Origin of the sequence: Nocardia sp. NPDC051756, assembly GCF_040681495.1 — a bacterium.
Taxonomy (GTDB): Bacteria; Actinomycetota; Actinomycetes; order Mycobacteriales; family Mycobacteriaceae; genus Nocardia.
In genome coordinates, this window is sequence record NZ_JBFAYV010000001.1 from 360644 (window position 1) to 379175 (window position 18532).

The window sequence follows — 18532 nt, forward strand, 5'->3', positions numbered from 1 at the left end:
AACGTAGGTCTACACTCGCGGCCTGCCGACGACGCCGACGGAACGAGGCCTACCGGTATGACCGAGCCCCCTGCAAAGCGCGGTAATTCTCGATCGCGGAACGACGGTGCGGCCGCGGGCCGGGGCGAGAGTCCGGTTACCCGGGCGGCCGTGCTGGATGCGGCGTTGGAGATCATCGACGGGGATGGGGTCGACGGGTTGTCGATGCGGCGGCTGGCCGATGCGGTCGGGCGGGATCCGATGGTGATCTATCGGCATGTGCCGAACAAGGCCGCGGTGCTGGACGGGGTCGCGGAGATCGTGTTCGCGCAGCTGTCGGTCGATGCGACCGACAGCGACTGGCAGCATCAACTGCGGGTGGTGGCGCGGGACTTCCGTGGGCTGGCGCTGACGCATCCGAAGGTGGTGCCGCTGTTGGTGACCCGGCCGCTGGCGACGCCGCTGGGGATGCGGCCGACCTCGGTGGTCCGGCCGCTGGAGGACATGCTGGCCCTGCTGACCCGGGCCGGATTCGCCGGGGCGGACGCGCTGCATATCTATCGGGCGCTGTTCGGGTTCCTGTACGGGCATGTGCTCAACGAGTTGCAGGAGATCGTCGAACGGCCGGACGAGACCGACGAGGTGCTGCGGCTCGGGCTGCATCGGCTGCCGATTGCCGAGTTCCCGCTGCTGCGTGAGCTCGCACCGGTGCTGGCCGCCTACGACGGCGCGGCCGAACTCGAGCGCGGGCTCGATATCTTGCTCTCCGGTCTTACCGCGACGCTGCCCGGTCCCGTCTAGCCGGCTCCGCCTTCGGAGTCCCAACGCTCTTGTGCGGCAATCGTTTCGGCGTCGCCCATCGGAGTAATGGTGGTGGTGAGACCGTTGATCAGGATGTCCAGGCCGAGTTCGAGTTCGGCGAGGCCGTCATAGGCGGCCAGATCCGAGGCGAGGCCGCGTAGCAGGGGGAATTCGCCGATCGGCAGCCGGTTGAGGCCCATGCGCAGCAGGTCGGTGGTCTCTTCCGGTCGTTCGATGACTTCCTGTAGCTCGCTGAGCACGTGGCCGTAGAGGAAGCCGAACAGCGCGCGGTAGATGTGCAGCGCGTCGGTGCCGCTGAAATCGGCGTGCGTGAGCAGCGCGAGCAGATGTTCCAGCGGCAACAGGGTTCCCATCGGGCGCAACCCGATCGGCGTCGCGAGCGGCTGAGCGACCAGCAGCGGAACCACATTCGGATGGGCGACCGCCAGCCGGCGGAAATCCCTTGCCACCACCCGTAATTGGTGTTGCCAGTCGGGATCGGTGGCATCGACCGACAGCTGGGCGAAGACGATCTCGGCGACGCCGTCGAGCACCGCGGCCTTGTTCGCGGCATGCCGGTACAGCACCATCGGATCCCGGCCGAGCGCCGCGCCGAGGCGGCGCATGGAGAGCTGGTCGACACTGCCGGCATCGATGATCTCCAGTGCAGCGGCCAGCATGGCGGCCCGGGTCAACGGGCTGTTCTTGCGCGCGGGCGGGCCATCGCCGGGCCCGGCCCTGATTCGGTTCATGAATCCAGCACCTCACCGTCCAAAGGGTGCGTTGTCAACGATGTAAGCCTACGCTGTAGACACACGCTGTAACGGAACTCGAGGACACCAAGCATGGCAATCACCGAAGTCGCGGCCTACGCGCATCTGAGCGCTGCCGATGTCGAGGCGCTCGGGCTCGAACTCGACCTGATCCGCCGGGACATCCAGGAGCAGCGTGGCGCCCGCGACGCCGGCTACATCCGGCGCACGATCGCGTTCCAGCGTGTGCTCGACGCCGTCGCCCGGCTGACCATCGGGCTCAGCCACGGCCGGACCGGCTGGCTCGCCGGGACCGCCGGACTGGCGCTGGCGAAGAGCATCGAGAACATGGAGATCGGCCACAACGTCTGCCACGGTCAGTGGGATTGGATGAACGACCCGGAGATCCACTCCAGCACCTGGGAGTGGGACATGGCCGGGGTGTCGGCGCAGTGGCGCTATTCGCACAACTATCGCCATCACGTCTACACCAACGTGCTCGGCATGGACGAGGACATCGGGTTCGGCGTCATGCGGGTCACCCGCGACGAGCGGTGGAAGCCAGGGCATTTGCTGCAACCGCTGCGAAACCTGTTGCTGGCGGCCACCTTCGAGTGGGGCATCGCGCTGCACGGCCTGTATTCCGAACGCGATCGGGCGGAGGGCGCGGCGGCGAAGGCCGCGCAGACCAAGCTGTTCCTCGGCAAGATCGCCAGGCAGGCCGGCAAGGACTATCTGCTGTTCCCCGCGATGAGCGGACGCCGCTGGCGGCGCACGCTCACCGCGGACGCGAGCGCGAACGTGCTGCGCAACCTCTGGGCCTACGTGGTGATCTTCTGCGGCCACTTCCCGGACGGCGCAGAGAAATTCGAGCCGGCCGCCGTGGCGAACGAGACCAAGGGGGAGTGGTATCTGCGGCAGATGCTCGGCACCGCGAACTTCGACGCGGGCCCGATGCTGGCCTTCCTCAGCGGGAACCTCTGCTACCAGATCGAACACCACCTGTTCCCCGACCTGCCGAGCAACCGGTACGCCGAGATCGCGGTGCGCGTGCGCGCGCTGTGCGACAAGTACGACTTGCCTTACACCAGTGGGTCATTGCTGCATCAGTATCTGCTGACCCTGCGCACCATCCACAAGCTGGCGCTGCCGGACAGCCTGCTCACCGCCACGTCCGACGACGCACCGGAAACCGCCTCGGAACGAAAGTTCCACGGTGACAAGGCGTTCGACGCACCCGAGGCCGGCCGCCCGCTGGGCCGCGCCGGGTTGCGCACCGCGCTGCGCCGCGCCGAGAAATCGCGCGTGGCCGTTCGACGGTCGCAGCGCCGTCCGATTCGGATCAATCCGGCCGATACCAGGCCGAGGCAGGAGGATCGGCCATGACACGATCGAAGACCCGCGTCGGTGACCACGCGCTGCGCCTGCGACTGAAGCCGAAAGCGCCGAAGACCGGGTACGTCGACGGCGCCTGGTGGCCGCACACCGACGAGCTCGCGACCGAACTCCCAGCGCTGCTCGCGGCCGTCGCCGGTCGGATCGGGCCCATTCATCACGTGGCCTATCCGCTCGGCGAATGGGCCAGAACGTCCGGCGAGCTGGTCATCGCGGGGCAGACGGTGCAGGTCGAAGGGATTCGGCAGGGGACGGGGCACACAGTCGAGTTGCTCGGCGTGAAGAACCGCCGGGTGGTCCTGCTGGTCGTGCCGCCCGCGACCGTCGAGCCCGACGCGACGGCCACGATGTCCTCCGCGTCCGCCGTGGACGACGAGTCGGCCGTCGACGACCTGCTGACCGCGGGTGCCCGCCAGCGCGGTGATCGCGCCGACGGCGTCACCGCGGTGCAGCGCTGGGTCACCGAGGGCGGCGCCGACCGGTTCAGCTGATCAGGGGATGCGGGCCACGCCGCTGAGCATCGAGACCGCCTCCGGCCTCGGATGCGGGCGCCATTCGCCTGGACGCCAGGTCATCACCGAGCCGATGCCCGGCGGGATCAGTTCGAGGTCGGTGAAGAAGCGGGTGAACTCCTCGGTGGTCCGTAATCGGAACGGCACGCCGCTGCGCTGATTGGCCGCGTTGTTCTCGGCGAGTTCCTCGGCGGAGAGATGGTCGCTGGTGGCGTGGGTCATCACCAGGTAGCTGCCCGAGGGCAGCGCGTCGCACAGCTTGCGGACCAGCTCGTACGGGCCGTCGTCGTCGGTCATGAAGTGCATGATGGCCACCAGCATCAGGGCAACCGGCTGGTTCATGTCCAGCACCCGGTTCAGGTCGGGGTGGCTGAGGATGCGGTCGGGGTCGCGGATGTCCGCGTCGAGATAGGCGGTCGCGCCCTCGGGGGAGCTGTTGAGCAATTCCCGGGCGTGGGCCAGCACGATCGGGTCGTTGTCCACGTAGACGACGCGCGATTCGGGGGCGATGTTCTGCGCGATCTCGTGCACATTGCCCGCCGTGGGCAGCCCGGCGCCGATGTCGAGGAACTGCCGGACGCCCTCGTCGGCGAGGTAGGCCACGGCCCGGCGCAGGAAGCTGCGATTCTCCAGCGCGGCCAGCCGGACGGTCGGAAACGCCTCGGCGACCATGTCGGCGGACTCCCGATCCGACGGGAAATTGTCCTTGCCGCCCAGCCAGTAGTCGTAGCGGCGCGCCGGATGCGGCTTCGACACATCGATCTTCCCGACCGGCGGTTCCGAGTTCACAACGCCCTCAATTCATCTCGACTATTGTCATCATGTCAGTTCGAGTTGCGAACCGGTAGCGATGGTGATGTCGCACCGCCCGGAAGGCTCCGCCATGTCACTGCAGTACAGCCCATACGATTTTGACGTACACCGCGACCCATACCCGTACTACGCCAGGCTGCGTAGCGAGTCGCCGGTTTATCGCAACGATACCGACGACTTCTGGGCGCTGTCCCGGCACGCGGATGTGCTTGCCGCGCTGCGTGATTCGGATCGATTCTCCAGTGCGAACGGCGCCATCCGGATGGAACCGGCGTTCTGGGGACCGCAGGCGGAGCAGATGTTCTCCTTCGTCGCGATGGATCCGCCGCGACACACCCGGCTGCGTGGGCTGGTGGCGCGAGCCTTCACCCAGCACCGGGTACAGGGCCTGGAACCCCGGCTGCGCGAGATCGCTCGCCGGCTGCTGGACCCCCTGCTCGAGCGCGGCAGCTTCGATTTCATGGCCGATTTCGCCGGGCCGTACCCGACCGAGGTGATCGCCGAACTGGTCGGCGTGCCCGAGCGCGACCGCGACATGCTGCGCAAGCTCGGCATGGAAATCATGTACAACGACGAGCAGTCCACCGACCTGCGTCCCGAGGCGATCCAGGCGATCGGCGCGATCATCGGCTACTACACCGAGCTGACCATCGAACGAGCCAAGGATCGGCGCGACGACCTGCTCTCTGGCCTGCTCGACGCGGCCGACGGCGACGATCGGCTCACCCCCGAGGAGATCGTCAGCGTGCTCATCCTGCTGATCGGCGCGGGCATCGAGACGGTCATGCTGACCCTCGGCAACCTCTGGCACACCGCGTGGCTGCACCCCGACCAGCGGCGCAAGGCGTTCGACGGGCGCATCGATGCCTGGATCGCCGAGTCGATGCGATACGAACCGTCCTCGCAGACCTCGCTGCGCACCGCCACCGAGGAGTTCGAGCTGCACGGCGTGACCATCCCGGCCGGTGCGCGGATGCTGCTGCTGCTCGGCTCGGCCAACCGCGACCCCGAGGTCTTCCCCGACCCGGACACGTTCGACCTGGACCGGGACACCAGCGCGTCGCTGGTCTTCGGCAGCGGCAGGCATCACTGCCTTGGCGCCAACCTCGGCCAGCTCGAGCTGCGCGTCGCGCTCGAGGAGATCGTCGCCAAGATCGCCGACTACGACCTCGACGCCGACGGCGTGCGGCGCATCCACGCGTCCAACAACCGCGGCTTCGCCGCCCTGCCCACGACCGTCACGGCCCGCTGAGCGGACCGTAACCGCACGTCCGGCGCCCTCCTCCCGATAGACCCGGCGGAGAGGAGGGCACCCATGACCCGATACTGGCCCATAGCCCGAGAGATACTCACGATCGGTTCGCCGTTCGGCCCACGCGACGGCGGATTCCATACCGGGCAGGATTTCCCGGCGCCCGACGGGACCCCGATCTACGCCTGCGCCGGCGGCACCGTGCTGTACCTGGGGGCCGCCGCGGGGTACGGCGAATGGATCGTCCTCGACCATCCGGCCGCGGACGGCGGCGGGGTGAGCGAATACGGACACATGTGGGATGCGAGCGCCACCGGACTGTCGGTCGGGGACCGGGTCGAGGCGGGACAGCTGATCGCCTACGTCGGCAACAACGGCGGATCCACCGGACCGCACCTGCATCTCAGCGTCATGCCGCACGGCTACGACCCCGGAGCCAAGGTCGACCCGATGGCATGGCTGCGTGATGCCGACTTTCCGGATGATTTCCTCTGCGCACTCGACGACGCCGAACAGCGCGAACTGCTCGACCGGACCCGCGCGGTCTGGACCCAGCTGTGCGGTCCGCACGGCCGGGGCTGGCCACAACTCGGCCGCAACGCCGACGGCGAGTACCGCACCGTTGTCGATGCGCTTGCGACGCTGCCGCCGGTGAAACAGCCGGGTTGACCGCGCTGTCCGCGGCGGGCAAGGTGAGCCGATGGGCAGTGAAGAGGTCCGCGCCGGGGTGACGCTGACCAATCTCGACAAGCCGTTGTTCGACGGTGCCGAGGCGACCAAGCGCGATCTGGTCGACTACCTCGAGGCCGTCGGCGATCGGATCGTGCGGCAACTGCGCGACCGGCCGCTCTCGGTGCTCCGGGTCCGGCCGGGGCAGCAGCCGTTCATGCAGAAGAACCTGCCCAAGTTCACCCCGGACTGGATGCACCGGGTGACGGTGTGGGCCGAGAGTTCGCACCGTGAGGTGACTTACGCGCTGTGCGACGACGTGCGCACGCTGCTGTGGTTCGGCAATCAGCGGGCGGTCGAGTACCACCCGACGTTGCTGCTGGCCGATCGCAGCCAGGGTCCGACGCATCTGATCCTCGACCTGGACCCGTCGCCGGATCAGCCGTTCCGGCAGGCGGTGCTGGCCGCGAAGCTGATCCGTGAGGCGCTGGCCAACGACGGACTTGCCGGTGCGGTGAAAACCAGTGGGGCCAAGGGCGTGCACGTCTTCGTGCCGCTGCGCCCCGGCCTCGCGATCGATGACGTGGCGGCGGCGACCCGCGCGATCGCCGCCCGGGCCGAGCGGCTCGACCCGGACCTCGCGACCACCGCGTTCATCGTCGAGGATCGGGCCGGTCGCGTCTTCCTCGATTCGACCCGGGCGGGCGGTGCGACGGTCGCCGCGGTCTACAGCCCCCGGATCCGGCCGGGCACCACCGTGTCGTTCCCGGTCGCCTGGAGCGACCTCGACAACATCACGCCCAAGGATTTCACCGTCCGCACCGCTATCGATCAATTGGGCGGCCGTGATCCATGGGTAGACGAAATGCCGGAGCCGCAAGACCTGCCCGACGATCTCGTCGCGGAAGGCCACACCATTCCGATCGCCCGCGTGCAGGCAATGCACGAGGGTAAACGCCGGGCCCGGGCCCGGCGCGCGAATTCCGAGCCGGAATCGTAAATCGGCGATTATCTCCTCCGCGTGCCCGCGCCGATAAACACGAATCCGCTTGCCATACTGGCTGGTCGCCTATATCGACTACCGGAAATGGAAGGGATTCGAAACCGTGCTACGTGGAAATATCCTGAGGTCCGTCAAGGGTTCGGTGCTGGTGTTCGCCGGTGTGTTCGGGGTGGGGATGCTGGTCGGAGTCGCACCGGTAGCCAATGCGGCCGCCTGCACCTCCGTGTCGGATCGCAATGCGTACGACGGCGGTTGGAAAGGGGGCGAGGGCAATACGCTGGTGACCGGATTCAATGGTCATATCGGTTTCGGGGAGACGAAGTACACCAGGGCGGGGACGGAGCCGGTGGTCTGGCTCGGCCAATTCACGACGGACGCGAAGAATGTACTGACGAAATGGAGCGGAACGCAGTACCTCGGCGACGGCAGCACCGTGGATGCCCTCGTCTCGACGGTGACCTGCGACGCGAACAACGTGCCGACCAGCTTTACCGCCAGCGTCATCAATACGACCACAGACCACCGGAAGACAGATCTGGGCACCTTCACCCTGAATCGGGTCGCGATGGGTTCGTCGGCGCGGTAACCGCTTCGGCGATCGGCCCCAGCCGGCCTGCGGCATCGAGATGGCTGGGGCCTCGGGAATGCCCGCGTATCTCCGGAGGTTTCACCAACGCCGGCGCTGCGGCGCTGGATGTGAGCCATCAGGAGATAGGGGCAGCGATGCCGGTCAATGACTTACCCAAGGTCGAGCACAAGTTCATCGAGGTCGACGGTGTCCGGGTGTTCTACCGGCAGGCCGGGCCCGACGACGCGCCGGTGCTGTTACTGCTGCATGGTTTCCCGTCGGCTTCGCACCAGTTCCGTCGGCTGATCGACGCGCTCGGCGGCAGCTATCGCCTCATCGCGCCCGACTACCCGGGCTTCGGGCACACCGAAGCACCCGAGTCCTTCACCTACTCCTTCGAGCAGCTGGCCGACATCGTCGAAGGCTTCCTGGCGCAGCTGGAACTCACCCGATTCTTCCTGTACGCCTTCGATTTCGGCGCGCCGGTCGGCTTCCGCATCGCGACCCGGCACCCCGAATGGGTGGCCGGCCTGGTGGTGCAGAACGGAAACGCCTACGAGGAAGGGCTTTCCGACGGCGCCCGCGACTTCGTGGCGTTGCGCCCGGACCAGCCGGACGCCGAGCCCGCGATCCGTGACCTGCTCACCCTCGCCGGCACCCGCGGCCAGTACGAGCACGGCGTCTTCGATCCCGACCTGCTCGCGCCGGACGGCTGGACTCTCGACCAGCACTTCCTCGACCTACCCGGACGCAAGGAAGCCCAAGTGGCCCTTGCCTTCGACTACCACGCCAACGTCGCGCAGTACCCGCAGTGGCAGGAATGGCTGCGCACCGCGACCCCGCCGACCCTGATCATCTGGGGCCGCAACGATCCCTTCTTCCCCGAACCCGGCGCGCACGCCTACCTCTACGACCTCCCCGACGCCGAACTGCACCTCTTCGATACCGGCCACTTCGCGCTCGAGGAAAAGCTGCCCGACATCGCGCCGCTCATCGCCGACTTCCTGGACCGGCACTGGCCGAAGGACTAGTCGGATAGCAGCCAGGCCGGGTACCTTCGGAACCCCCTCCGAGATCCGTGTGCCGCGCTCAGACCGAAAGCGGAAGCATGGGGATGGACTCGTCGCTGAAGTCGACCGGCGGTGCGGGCATGAGCTGGATCTCGCGTTCTTCGGTCCAGGCGTAATGGCGCAGGGTGTTGAACTGGGCGACGAAGTGGTCGCGCCAGACCTGTGCGCCGAAGTTCATCGCGGTGTTGACCTGTAGCCAGCCGGTGGTGCTGAAGTTGACCGAGCCCTCCCAGCACTGCGGGCCGCTTGGCGTGTCCACGACCAGACCTTTGGTGTGGCAGATGTACTTTCGGCCGCTGGTGCTGGTGCCGATGGTGACCTCGACCCCGGCGTCGACGAGACGCTGCACGATCGGCTTCTGCGTCTTGCCCGAGGATTGGGTGTGATCGAGGTAGAGGTGTAGCGGGACGCCGCGTTCATGCGCGGTGATCAGATTGTCGGCGGCATCGGTGAGGGTGAAACCGTAGGCGATGAGCCAGGTTTCGCCCGGCGCCGCGACCAGCTCCAGGAACCGTTGCTCGGCTTCCGCGTGGTCGTCGGGCATCAGGTAGCACGTCATCGGACCATCGATCACGAATGGCATAGCTGCACCGTACCGGCGCGGACAGGCCCGGAGCCGCAGGCGGCGGCGCGCAAGTTGCGCCGGCGTCAGCCTTCGCCTCGAACGGCGGCGCGGACGAAACCGTCGGCGCCGGCGAGCAGCCGCCGGGCCGCCGCCACGTCGACGCCGGCCAGCTGCATGACGATGGCGGTCTTCGGGTGTCCGTCGGCGGCGTCGAGCAGCGCGGCCGCGGTGACCAGGTCCACGCCGGTGGCGTCGGCGATGATGCGGCGGGCCCGGTCGACCAGCTTGGCGTTGGTCACCTTCACGTCCACCATGCGATTGCCGTAGACCTTGCCGGACTGCACCATGGTCGCGGTCGAGAGCATGTTGCACACCATCTTCTGCGCGGTGCCCGCCTTCAATCGGGTGGACCCGGTCAAAACCTCAGGGCCCGTTTCGATTTCGATGCCGACGTCGGCGTAGCGGCTCAGCTCGGCATCGCGATTGCAGGAGACGCCGACGGTGGCGGCGCCGATGGATCGGCCGTGCTGCAACGCGCCGATCGCGTAGGGGGTGCGGCCGCTCGCGGCCAGCGCCACGATGACGTCGTCGGCGGTCAGGTCGATGCCGGTGAGGTCGTCGACGGCGCGCGCCGGATCGTCCTCGGCGCCCTCGACGGCGTGCGCGAACGCGACCGAGCCGCCCGCGATGAGCCCGATGACCTCGTCCGGCGCGGTGCCGAAGGTCGGCGGGCACTCGACCGCGTCCAGCACGCCGAGCCGGCCGCTGGTGCCCGCGCCGACATAGATCAACCGGCCGCCGTGCCTGCGCGCGGCGACGATCAGCTCGACCGCCCTGGCGATCTCCGGGATGGCCTGTCCCACAGCCGAAGCCACCCCGGCATCTTCGGAGTTCATGGTGCGCAACAACTCGTCGACCGACATGGAGTCGAGCGCGGCAGTCCGCGGATTCGCCTCCTCGGTACTCAAAGTGCTGATCTCGCTCATGACTCCACCTCGCTGGCGCTCGGTTCCGTCATGCCCGAGGGCGCGCTGTGTTCTTGGTTCATTCGCTGACGCTCATTCACTTCGCCTCCTGTTGTCGTGCTGGAACGCCGGTCGAACGAGAATGCTGTGGTCACGGTGCCTTCCGTGCGCCGCGGGAGATGCGCCGATCCGCGACTGCGTCATAGGTTCGCCGCAGTGCGACCGCGGCCGAGGGGGTGCGTTGCAGGACGCCGATGTAGAGCGCGTCGACGATGAGGAGCTGGCTCATCCGGCTGGCCATCGCGGCCGAACGGAATCCGTCCTCCCGCCCGGCGACCAGCACCGTGTGTGCGGCCGCTCGAGCGAGTCTGGATTGCGCGCCCGCGGTGACGGCGACGGTCGTCGTCTGCCTGCCGACGGCACGGTCGACGGCGTCGATGATCGCGGCGGTCTCGCCGGAGTGGGAGAAGGCGATGATCACGTCGTCGGCCTCGAGCAGGCTGGCCTGGACCAACGCGTCGTCCTCGGAAGTGCAAGCGTTGCACCACATTCCGATTCGGGTCAGCTTCTGCGCCATGTCCATCGCGACCAGCCCGGACGCCCCGATCCCGATGAGTTCCACCCGCCGGGCCCGGACCAGGGCGTCGACGACCGCGGCCATGGTCGCCGGATCGGCCAGGTCCGCGGTGGCCACCATGCCCTCGGTTTCGAAGGCGGTGAGCTTGTGCAGCACCTTCGACAGCGGATCGTCGGCGTCGATGTCGGTGGCGAAGACCGGCGAACCGTCGTCCTTGCTGGTCGCGGCCAGGGCCAGCCGCAGCTGCGGATAACCCTCGTAGCCAAGGGCTTTGGACAGCCGGACGACCGCGGACGTGCTGGTCGAGGCGCGCTCGGCGAGCTCGCTGACGGTCAATTGCGCTGCGGCGGCCGGATCGTCGCGAATGACCTGGGCCACCCGCAGCCCGGTCGGCGTGAGCCGCGGTATCGCCCCGAGCAGGCGCGTGCGTACGTCGTCACCCTCGGACATGGCTCACCAGCCTCAGCTGTCGCGGTGCCGCGGTGGGGGATTCGGGCAGCGTGAGCGGCCCGGCGCCCGGCGTGATCGAGCCGAGAACCGACGCCCGCGTCGCGCCGGTGCACGCCGCATCGCTACCCGCGAGCCCGTGCACGGTGAGGAAGCCGAGCACGGCGAACGCCGCGGCTTCCTTGGCGGCCGAGGGCAATCCGAGCTCGTCGGAGGTGCATAGCGTTGCGGTACCCAATCGCGCGCCGAGCATGCCCATCAGCGTCGGATTTCGGGTCCCGCCGCCGGAGGCGATGACTTCGTCCGGCTCGAAGGGGGCCAGTGCGTCGGCGATCGTATGAGCGGTCAGCGCGGTCATGGTGGCGACGATATCGTCAGCGGGCAACCGGTAGTCCGGCAACACCCGTTCGATATAAGCGCGGTTGAACAGCTCTTTGCCGGTCGTTTTCGGCGGCGGCGCCGGGTAGTAGCTATCGCCGAGAAGCGCTTTCAGCAGCGGCTCGTGCACCGTGCCGCGGGCCGCGCGCAGGCCGTCCCGGTCGAAATGCTCCGCGCCGTCGGTCGCCAGTTCGACGGCCGCGTCGATCAGCGTGTTGCCCGGGCCGGTGTCGAAGGCGACGGGGGACTCGCCGGTGACGGTCGCGTTGGCGATGCCGCCGATGTTCAGCGCGGCAGAACGCCCGGGACGTCCCGCGAGCCACAACAGGTCGAACAGCGCGACCAGGGGAGCGCCCTGCCCGCCCGCGGCGATGTCGCGCGAGCGGAAGTCGCTGACCACCGGCAGCCCGGTCCGTTCCGCGATCCAGGCCGGCTGGCCGAGTTGCAGTGTGCCGTAGGTCTTTCCGTCGGCCACCCAGTGATAGACCGTCTGACCGTGTGACGCGACGAGATCGGCTGTGCCGTCGAACAACTCGCGCGCCGCGGCCTCGGCGGCCGCCGCGAATTCCTGTCCGATCGCGGTGTCGAGCCGGCACACCGTGGCCATGTCGATAGTGCCCGGCGGCAGCGCGGCGATCAGTTCGGCGCGCAACGGATCCGGGTAGGCACGGCTCAGCCGGCCGACCACCTCGACGTGAACAGTGCTGTCCCGCAGCTGAATATCCGCGCCCACCGCGTCGATCGCGTCGTGCGACGTGCCGGACATCAATCCGATGACGCGCACTAGGCCACCGCCTCGACCGGCTCGGCCGGTATCGGCTCGGGTGCCGGATGGAAGAAGCTGGACACCCCGCCGACGACCAGCGTGACCAGCACGCCGATCGGCACCAGCCACTGAGCGGCGATGCCTTTCTCGGTCACCTTGCCCGCGACCGTCACGTCGATCTTGATCAGTCGCACGACGACCGTCATCACGATCACCGTGACCACGAACGCGAGCACCGCGTCGAACTGGTTGGCGCGCTTGACAAGTCGGCCGAGCAGGAACGCGCCGAGCAGCGCGCCGTAGGTGTATCCGGCGATGGTCAGCGCGGTCAGGTACACGTTGCCGGTCGTCGCGCTGAAGCCCATGGCGAACAGCGCCATCAGCACCGCCCAGACCAGGGTCATATAGCGGGCCAGCTTCAACAGCGTGTCGTCGGAGATCTCCCGGCGGGAGAAGCTGCGGATGATGTCGGCGACGGTCGAGTTGGCCATCGAGTTCAGCGCCGAGGACAGCGATCCCATGGCGGCGCCGAGGATGCCGGCCACCAGCAGCCCGGAGATCACCACCGGCAACCCGTGCAGGATGAAGTTCGGGTACAGGTTGTCGGAGGTGGCCAGGCCGAGTTCCTTCGGCGACTTACCGCCGTTGTAGGACCACAGCAGCGCGCCGACCAGGGAGAACGCGGCGAACTGGATGGCCACGAAGATGCCGGAGCCGATCATCGCCTTCTGGCTGTCGCGCAACGATCGGGTGGACAGAATGCGCTGCACGATCAGCTGATCCGAGCCGTGCGAGGCCATCGCGAAGATCGCGCCGCCGATGATCGCCGTCGGCAGGGCGAAGGTGCTGGTGAGCACGTGGGCCAGGCCGAAGTCGGTATCGAAGATGTGGAACTTGCCGTTGTGCAACGCGTCCGACCAGCCCTTGGCCCCGACGTGACCGGTGAGCACGCCGATCGCGATGATCGCGCCGGACAGGTACAGGCCCATCTGCAACGCGTCGGTCCAGATGACCGCCTTGATGCCGCCGAGGTAGGTGTAGACGACGGTCAGCAGCGTCAGCACGATGATGATGATGTCGTAGCCGAGGTCGAGGCCGAACTCGGCGAGCAGCAGCTTGATCGGGATGGCCGAGGCGAACAGGCGCACGCCCTCGGCCAGCAGCCGGGTGAACACGAACGTCACCGACGCGACGCCCTGCAGGTAGCGGCCGAAGCGCAGCTCGAGATACTGGTAGGCGCTGACGAACCCGCCGCGCTTGTACAGCGGGATCAATGCGGTGGCCACGATGGTGCGGCCGATGATGTAGCCGATGGCCAGCTCGACATTGCCGAACGCCTGGTCGGTGTACGCGCCGCCGGGCACCGAGATGACCGTGAGCACGCTGGTCTCGGTGGCCACGACGGAGAAGCACACCGTCCACCACGGCATCTTGCCCTCGCCGACGAAGTAGTCGTTGCTCGACTTCTGTTTGCCGGAAAGACGCAGGCCGATCCATGCGACGACGACCAGGTAGACGACGATGACGGCGACGTTGAGTGCGTTCATCGCAGCTCCTCGGTAACGCGACTGGCGGATTGAAAGTAAGTGTCAGGGTCGATGCAACTTCTGTCAATGAGTGTCACGTGATTCGCACCACTAACGTTTCCAGCACCGTGTCCGGGTCGACGGCGAGCAGTGCGGCGCCGTCGATCGGGCCGCCGCGCGCGGTTCGGCGCTCGATCACCTGCGCGATCGCCGCGTCGAGCGGATCGAGTAGCGCCGGGCCGAGGTTGGCCAGTCCGCCGGTGATCGCGTAGGGGACCGGCGGGGTGATGCCGGAGCGGTCGATCGTGGCCAGGACGGTGCGCGCGAGGGCGCGGCCCGCGGCGGTCATGATGGCGGCCGCGGTGTCGTCGGTGGCGGCGGCCGCGGCGACGATCGGGGCGAAGCGCGCGGCGAGCAGGGCCGGATTCTCGTGCTGGCCAAGGTGTTTCGGCAGTTCGTCGAGCCGCACCCCGTACTGTTCGGCGGCTTTCGCGGCGAGTTCGGTGTGCGCGCCGCGGCCGTCGAAGCAGCGCAGCGCGGCGCGCAGGCCCTCGGTCCCGATCCACGCGCCGCCGCCCTCGTCGCCCAGCAGCGGCCCCCAGCCGTCGGTCCTGGTGAAACGTCCCGCCTTGTCGACCGCGGTGGCCACGGCTCCGGTCCCGGCGGCCAAGACCACGCCCGGTGCGCCGCCGAGTGCTCCGGCGTGCGCGGTGACCGCGTCGGAGGTGACCGCGACCGACCGCGCGCCGGGGAGGTCGGCCAGCTGCCGGGCGAGCAGTTCGGCCGCGTCCGGCGCGGCGGCGGCGCCCGCGGCGCCGACGAACAGCGTGAACGTGGTGCCGGACAGCGCGAGTCGATCGACGACGACGCGGATCGCCCGGTCCGCCGCCGCGACGCCGCCCGCGTAGGCCAGCCCGGGCGCGCCCGGGCCGTCGGCGGATCGCGTCTCGCGGCCGTCGAGCCGAAGAGATCCGCGGCAGCCGGTTTTACCGAGGTCGATCGCGAGCACGTGGTCGGTCATCGGACCATCCTCGCGCGGTTGCCCGCATTCCGGTGTCCTACGTCGGGAACATTCGTTCAAGACGGAACTGGGGAAAGCGGCGACAGTGTGGGCATGCACAGCTATGACCCGCTCGCCATCGCGCAGCGCCTCGACCCGTTCGACTTCCATGAGATCGCCGGCTTCAACGGCGCGTCGTTCGCCGTCTTCCACGGCACCGACCTGGCCACTTCCGACTGGGAGCGGCATCCGGACACCGACGAACTGCTGATGGTGCTCGACGGCAGCGTCACCGTGGAGATCCTCACCGACGCCGAAAGCCATCGCATTCCGCTCACCGCGGGCCAGTTCGCCGTCGTGCCGAAGGGGCACTGGCATCGGCACACCGAGGTGCGCGACCTGGTCGAGCTGTTCTTCACGCCGGGCGCGACCGAGGAATCCACCGCGATCGATCCGCGCGTGCTGACCGGCGCCTGACGGTCGTAGCCTGGGCAGATGAGCGACTGGGAGGCGGTGCGCTCGGTCACGGGGCCGCGGATCGACGGCGTCGAGATGATCGGGTTTCGTGATCGGGGCGGGCTCGGTTTGGACATGCGGGTGATCCCGCGGCCGGTGGTGATCGTGGTGATCGAGTTCGGTGACGGACTGACCGTCGAGGGGTCGACCGAGCGAGTGCTGGGGAGTCTGGTCGCGGGGCTCTCGCCCGCTGCGGCACGTATCCGGGGCGCACGGGTCGAATGCGTCGAGCTGCAATTGTCGCCGGTGGCGGCGTATTCGCTGCTCGGCGTCGCGCTGTCCGATCTCGATGACGCGGTGATCGACCTGGACGAGGTGTGCGGTGACGACGCGCGGCGGTTGCGTGAGCAATTGGCCGTCACCACAACGTGGTCCGAGGCGTTCGCGTTGACCGACGCGTTCCTCCTGCGCAGAAACGTTGTGGCGGAAGTGGATCCGGAAGTCGCGATCAGCTGGGACCGGATCGTCACGAGTCGCGGCCGGGTACGGATCAGTGAGCTGGCCGCCGACTGCGGGTGGAGCCGAAAACGGTTGTGGGCCAGGTTTTCCGCGCAACTCGGCCTGACGCCCAAGCGGGCGGCGATGCTGGTCCGCTTCGATCACGCGGTCGCCGGGTTGACCGCGGGCGCGGACACCGCCGAGGTCGCCTTCGCGTGCGGGTACGCGGATCAGTCGCACATGTATCGCGACGTACTGAGCTTCACCGGCCGTACGCCGGCCGCGCTGCTCGGCTGACGCGGGCAGTCTGCGGGTGCCCGCGTCAGTCGAGGTTCAGCGAATCACGGTGTGGAGTAACCGATCAGGGCGCCGATGCCCGCGCCGATCGGAATGGTGACCAGCGCGCCGACGCCGCCGAGGAAGAAGCCGATCACCGCGCCGATACCGGCGCCGATCAGGGCGCCGATGCCCGCGTTGTACTGCTTGCGGGCCACGGTGTCGTCTTGCTGATCGACGAGTTGGGCCAGGTGCGAGCTGATTTCCGGGGCGCTGACGGGGGTCAGGGTCAGGGTGCGCCCGGTGTCGCTGATCTGTGGCCGCAGGCCGAAGGTCTGGCCGTTGGCGGTGATGGACGTGGGTAACGTCGCGACGACATTGCCCGCGTGGTCGGTGAGCGTGACCGCGGCGGCGTCGCTGGTCAGGGCGAAGGCACCCGCGTCGATGGTGGTGCTCACCCCGCGCCCGTCCGTCGCCGTGGTGTATCCGATTCCGTGATCGACGCTGTGGACGCTGACCTCGGCCGATGGCTCGATTACTGGTTGGGCGTTGACGATGCCCGCGGTGATTCCGGTGGCCCCTACTGCGAGAAGGGCGGTGGCAAATCCTTTGACTTTCATCGTGTTTCCCCACATGTTCGGTCGGCCACGACAGCCGATACGTCCCCGTGAAGCCGGATCAGGCCACTTCCATTCTCACTCCGCGACCCGCGTCTGGTGATCGATTCCGCGAATTCCGCGCAACGAATTCCGGCGAAATTGCCTGTCGTAATTCACCAGGGCGCAGGGGATTCAGGCCGCGATGCTCAGGGCGAATGGGACGAATCCCCGATTTCGAATCAGTGAAGGGACAAGCAGCATCAGGGCTTCCGGGCCGCGGGCCGTGGTGATGTCGCCGAGGTCCTCGATCCAATCGGCGGGCCAACCAAGATCGTTGAGCAGCGCGGTGACCACTGCTTTCGCCGAATCGTCATTACCGGAGAGGAATGCGGTCGGCGGGATGCGCAAGCTGTGCGGATCGGTCATGACGGTGAAGAACATCGTGTTGAGTGTCTTCACCACCCGGGTGGTGGGGAGGGCGGTTTGAAGTCGCTCGGCGAGGCTCGGTTCGGATCCGCTGGGGCTGTGCGGGTTCGAGACATCGATGAGGATCTTGTCGTCCAGCGCCGCCGCGAGCGCGCCGAATCGTTCGACCGCGCCGTCGCCGGGAGTGGCATTGACGATGATCTGCGCGTCGCCCGCCGCCGACGCGTAGTCGGCGACGGTGATGGGCGCGCCGGTCCAATTCAGCGCGGCGGGGTTTCTGGTTCCGAGGGTGACCTCGTGTCCGGCGGTGGACAGCTTGTTCGCCAGCGCGCTCGCAACGCGTCCGGAGCCCAGGATTGCGATGGTGCTCATGATGTTTCCTCAGTGGTTGCGGGACAGAAGGTTTCGGCGATCAACGGATCGCGGCGAGCACACGCTGCGCCGCCGCGTGCACTCCGGGAGCGGCCGCGAGGAAGTCCCGGCTGCCCAGTTGCCATGGGGCGCCGAGGATGTCGGTGACGGTGCCGCCCGCCTCACCGATCAGCAGCGCGCCGGCCAGCAGGCCCGAGCGGACATCGCTGTACTGCCAGAACACATCCGAGCGTCCGGCGGCGATCTGGATCAGTTGCAGGGTCGACGGCACCGAGACCTTGGTGACGAGTGCGGCGTCGAGCATGGCGGCGACCGATTCGCCGATGCGGCGGAACGTATTTCGGTCTTCGCCCGGCTTCGCCTGCCCGGTGCCGACGAGGGCGGCCTCCAGGTTGGTCTTGGCCGAGGCGCGCAGCGCGACGCCATTGCGGAAGGCGCCGCCGCCGCGCACCGCGGTGAAGGTCTCCGCCAGCAGCGGGAGGTACACCGCGGTCAGCACCGGCTGGTTGTCGCGGACGAGGGTGGCGGTCACCGCCCAGTCGGCCATGCCGTGGATGTAATTGATGTTGCCCTCCACCGCGTCGGCGACCCACCATTCGCCGGTCGGCAGGTCGCCGGCGGACTGTTCGTCATCGATCCACCCGGAGCCCGGCCTGGCCGCCAGCAGCGGTTCGCGCAGGAAATGGAGGGATTCCGCGTCGGCGGCGTGGATCGCGGTGACCACGGCGTCGAGGCTGTCCAGCTCGGTCCGTGGCACAAAACGTTCGCGCAGGTGGGCCCCGGCGGAATGCACCGCGGACACCACCGCGGGCAGGAGTGCGCGGTCGGCTTCGGTGGCGGCGTTCAGCGAGTTCGTCATGGTGATCC

Annotated in this window: 21 protein-coding genes; 10 read left to right on the top strand and 11 right to left on the bottom strand. The window is 68.1% G+C overall.

Annotated features, from left to right (window positions below):
* Positions 1-57: 57 nt before the first annotated feature.
* Entirely contained in the window at positions 58-780 is a 723-nt protein-coding gene (locus AB0M22_RS01740; RefSeq protein WP_364719722.1) for a TetR/AcrR family transcriptional regulator C-terminal domain-containing protein, read from the top strand.
* Here the strand turns inward: AB0M22_RS01740 and AB0M22_RS01745 are convergent.
* The gene (locus AB0M22_RS01745; protein WP_364719725.1) at positions 777-1532 is read right to left on the bottom strand and encodes a TetR/AcrR family transcriptional regulator C-terminal domain-containing protein; all 756 of its coding nucleotides are present in this window, start codon (positions 1530-1532) and stop codon (positions 777-779) included. The two genes, AB0M22_RS01740 and AB0M22_RS01745, sit on opposite strands and share 4 nt — an antisense overlap.
* Before the next feature lie 93 nt (positions 1533-1625).
* On the opposite strand from AB0M22_RS01745, the gene AB0M22_RS01750 reads away from it, so the two are divergent.
* Positions 1626-2918: an acyl-CoA desaturase gene (locus AB0M22_RS01750; protein WP_364719727.1), complete on the top strand. Its 1293-nt coding sequence runs from the start codon at positions 1626-1628 to the stop codon at positions 2916-2918.
* Complete coding sequence (locus tag AB0M22_RS01755; RefSeq protein WP_364719729.1) at positions 2915-3418, top strand: DUF5994 family protein; 504 nt, start codon at positions 2915-2917, stop codon at positions 3416-3418. The genes AB0M22_RS01750 and AB0M22_RS01755 overlap by 4 nt, the downstream gene beginning before the upstream one ends.
* Here AB0M22_RS01755 and AB0M22_RS01760 read toward each other — a convergent pair whose 3' ends face one another.
* Positions 3419-4228: an SAM-dependent methyltransferase gene (locus AB0M22_RS01760; protein ID WP_364719732.1), complete on the bottom strand. Its 810-nt coding sequence runs from the start codon at positions 4226-4228 to the stop codon at positions 3419-3421.
* 94 nt (positions 4229-4322) lie between these two features.
* Here AB0M22_RS01760 and AB0M22_RS01765 point away from each other — a divergent pair, with 94 nt between their 5' ends.
* From AB0M22_RS01765 to AB0M22_RS01785, 5 genes are all read left to right on the top strand, one after another.
* Positions 4323-5504 (top strand): cytochrome P450, encoded by a 1182-nt coding sequence (locus AB0M22_RS01765; protein ID WP_364719734.1) that lies wholly within the window; start codon positions 4323-4325, stop codon positions 5502-5504.
* Positions 5505-5567: 63 nt separating this feature from the next.
* Positions 5568-6173: a M23 family metallopeptidase gene (locus AB0M22_RS01770; protein ID WP_364719737.1), complete on the top strand. Its 606-nt coding sequence runs from the start codon at positions 5568-5570 to the stop codon at positions 6171-6173.
* A gap of 31 nt (positions 6174-6204) precedes the next feature.
* Positions 6205-7173 (top strand): ATP-dependent DNA ligase, encoded by a 969-nt coding sequence (locus tag AB0M22_RS01775; RefSeq protein ID WP_364719739.1) that lies wholly within the window; start codon positions 6205-6207, stop codon positions 7171-7173.
* A 49-nt stretch (positions 7174-7222) separates the two neighbouring features.
* On the top strand, positions 7223-7762 hold the full coding sequence (locus AB0M22_RS01780; protein ID WP_364719741.1) for a hypothetical protein: 540 nt from the start codon (positions 7223-7225) through the stop codon (positions 7760-7762).
* 137 nt (positions 7763-7899) lie between these two features.
* Positions 7900-8775: an alpha/beta hydrolase gene (locus tag AB0M22_RS01785; RefSeq protein ID WP_364719743.1), complete on the top strand. Its 876-nt coding sequence runs from the start codon at positions 7900-7902 to the stop codon at positions 8773-8775.
* A 58-nt stretch (positions 8776-8833) separates the two neighbouring features.
* Here the strand turns inward: AB0M22_RS01785 and AB0M22_RS01790 are convergent, their stop codons facing one another.
* From AB0M22_RS01790 to AB0M22_RS01815, 6 genes are all read right to left on the bottom strand, one after another.
* Positions 8834-9397, bottom strand: coding sequence for a phospholipase D-like domain-containing protein (locus AB0M22_RS01790; RefSeq protein ID WP_364719746.1), 564 nt, complete (start codon positions 9395-9397; stop codon positions 8834-8836).
* Positions 9398-9462: 65 nt separating this feature from the next.
* Positions 9463-10365: an N-acetylmuramic acid 6-phosphate etherase gene (gene murQ / locus AB0M22_RS01795; protein ID WP_364719749.1), complete on the bottom strand. Its 903-nt coding sequence runs from the start codon at positions 10363-10365 to the stop codon at positions 9463-9465.
* A gap of 130 nt (positions 10366-10495) precedes the next feature.
* On the bottom strand, positions 10496-11371 hold the full coding sequence (locus tag AB0M22_RS01800) for a MurR/RpiR family transcriptional regulator (RefSeq protein WP_364719751.1): 876 nt from the start codon (positions 11369-11371) through the stop codon (positions 10496-10498).
* Positions 11358-12530: an anhydro-N-acetylmuramic acid kinase gene (locus tag AB0M22_RS01805; protein WP_364719753.1), complete on the bottom strand. Its 1173-nt coding sequence runs from the start codon at positions 12528-12530 to the stop codon at positions 11358-11360. The genes AB0M22_RS01800 and AB0M22_RS01805 overlap by 14 nt, the downstream gene beginning before the upstream one ends.
* Positions 12530-14059: a sodium:solute symporter gene (locus tag AB0M22_RS01810; protein ID WP_364719755.1), complete on the bottom strand. Its 1530-nt coding sequence runs from the start codon at positions 14057-14059 to the stop codon at positions 12530-12532. Before AB0M22_RS01810 ends, AB0M22_RS01805 begins: the two co-directional genes overlap by 1 nt.
* A gap of 73 nt (positions 14060-14132) precedes the next feature.
* Positions 14133-15059 carry a BadF/BadG/BcrA/BcrD ATPase family protein gene (locus AB0M22_RS01815; protein ID WP_364719757.1) on the bottom strand — a complete coding sequence of 309 codons (927 nt, stop codon included), beginning with the start codon at positions 15057-15059 and terminating at the stop codon, positions 14133-14135.
* A 93-nt stretch (positions 15060-15152) separates the two neighbouring features.
* On the opposite strand from AB0M22_RS01815, the gene AB0M22_RS01820 reads away from it, so the two are divergent.
* Both AB0M22_RS01820 and AB0M22_RS01825 read left to right on the top strand, forming a co-directional pair.
* The gene (locus AB0M22_RS01820) at positions 15153-15515 is read left to right on the top strand and encodes a cupin domain-containing protein (protein WP_364719759.1); all 363 of its coding nucleotides are present in this window, start codon (positions 15153-15155) and stop codon (positions 15513-15515) included.
* 18 nt (positions 15516-15533) lie between these two features.
* Positions 15534-16289, top strand: a complete 756-nt coding sequence (locus AB0M22_RS01825; RefSeq protein WP_364719761.1) for a helix-turn-helix domain-containing protein — start codon at positions 15534-15536, stop codon at positions 16287-16289.
* A gap of 44 nt (positions 16290-16333) precedes the next feature.
* Here the strand turns inward: AB0M22_RS01825 and AB0M22_RS01830 are convergent, their stop codons facing one another.
* From AB0M22_RS01830 to AB0M22_RS01840, 3 genes are all read right to left on the bottom strand, one after another.
* Positions 16334-16888: a hypothetical protein gene (locus AB0M22_RS01830; RefSeq protein WP_364719764.1), complete on the bottom strand. Its 555-nt coding sequence runs from the start codon at positions 16886-16888 to the stop codon at positions 16334-16336.
* 171 nt (positions 16889-17059) lie between these two features.
* Complete coding sequence (locus AB0M22_RS01835; protein WP_364719767.1) at positions 17060-17665, bottom strand: NAD(P)-binding domain-containing protein; 606 nt, start codon at positions 17663-17665, stop codon at positions 17060-17062.
* A gap of 40 nt (positions 17666-17705) precedes the next feature.
* Positions 17706-18524, bottom strand: a complete 819-nt coding sequence (locus tag AB0M22_RS01840; RefSeq protein ID WP_364719769.1) for an inositol monophosphatase family protein — start codon at positions 18522-18524, stop codon at positions 17706-17708.
* Positions 18525-18532 lie beyond the last annotated feature (8 nt).

Excerpts from the sequence above, each read along its gene's own strand:
- AB0M22_RS01740 (WP_364719722.1), top strand. The coding sequence starts at position 58 with ATGACCGAGCCCCCTGCAAAGCGCGGTAATTCTCGATCGCGGAACGAC.
- AB0M22_RS01745 (WP_364719725.1), bottom strand. The coding sequence starts at position 1,532 with ATGAACCGAATCAGGGCCGGGCCCGGCGATGGCCCGCCCGCGCGCAAG.
- AB0M22_RS01750 (WP_364719727.1), top strand. The coding sequence starts at position 1,626 with ATGGCAATCACCGAAGTCGCGGCCTACGCGCATCTGAGCGCTGCCGAT.
- AB0M22_RS01755 (WP_364719729.1), top strand. The coding sequence starts at position 2,915 with ATGACACGATCGAAGACCCGCGTCGGTGACCACGCGCTGCGCCTGCGA.
- AB0M22_RS01765 (WP_364719734.1), top strand. The coding sequence starts at position 4,323 with ATGTCACTGCAGTACAGCCCATACGATTTTGACGTACACCGCGACCCA.
- AB0M22_RS01770 (WP_364719737.1), top strand. The coding sequence starts at position 5,568 with ATGACCCGATACTGGCCCATAGCCCGAGAGATACTCACGATCGGTTCG.
- AB0M22_RS01775 (WP_364719739.1), top strand. The coding sequence starts at position 6,205 with ATGGGCAGTGAAGAGGTCCGCGCCGGGGTGACGCTGACCAATCTCGAC.
- AB0M22_RS01785 (WP_364719743.1), top strand. The coding sequence starts at position 7,900 with ATGCCGGTCAATGACTTACCCAAGGTCGAGCACAAGTTCATCGAGGTC.
- AB0M22_RS01790 (WP_364719746.1), bottom strand. The coding sequence starts at position 9,397 with ATGCCATTCGTGATCGATGGTCCGATGACGTGCTACCTGATGCCCGAC.
- murQ (WP_364719749.1), bottom strand. The coding sequence starts at position 10,365 with ATGAGCGAGATCAGCACTTTGAGTACCGAGGAGGCGAATCCGCGGACT.
- AB0M22_RS01800 (WP_364719751.1), bottom strand. The coding sequence starts at position 11,371 with ATGTCCGAGGGTGACGACGTACGCACGCGCCTGCTCGGGGCGATACCG.
- AB0M22_RS01810 (WP_364719755.1), bottom strand. The coding sequence starts at position 14,059 with ATGAACGCACTCAACGTCGCCGTCATCGTCGTCTACCTGGTCGTCGTC.
- AB0M22_RS01815 (WP_364719757.1), bottom strand. The coding sequence starts at position 15,059 with ATGACCGACCACGTGCTCGCGATCGACCTCGGTAAAACCGGCTGCCGC.
- AB0M22_RS01820 (WP_364719759.1), top strand. The coding sequence starts at position 15,153 with ATGCACAGCTATGACCCGCTCGCCATCGCGCAGCGCCTCGACCCGTTC.
- AB0M22_RS01825 (WP_364719761.1), top strand. The coding sequence starts at position 15,534 with ATGAGCGACTGGGAGGCGGTGCGCTCGGTCACGGGGCCGCGGATCGAC.
- AB0M22_RS01830 (WP_364719764.1), bottom strand. The coding sequence starts at position 16,888 with ATGAAAGTCAAAGGATTTGCCACCGCCCTTCTCGCAGTAGGGGCCACC.
- AB0M22_RS01835 (WP_364719767.1), bottom strand. The coding sequence starts at position 17,665 with ATGAGCACCATCGCAATCCTGGGCTCCGGACGCGTTGCGAGCGCGCTG.
- AB0M22_RS01840 (WP_364719769.1), bottom strand. The coding sequence starts at position 18,524 with ATGACGAACTCGCTGAACGCCGCCACCGAAGCCGACCGCGCACTCCTG.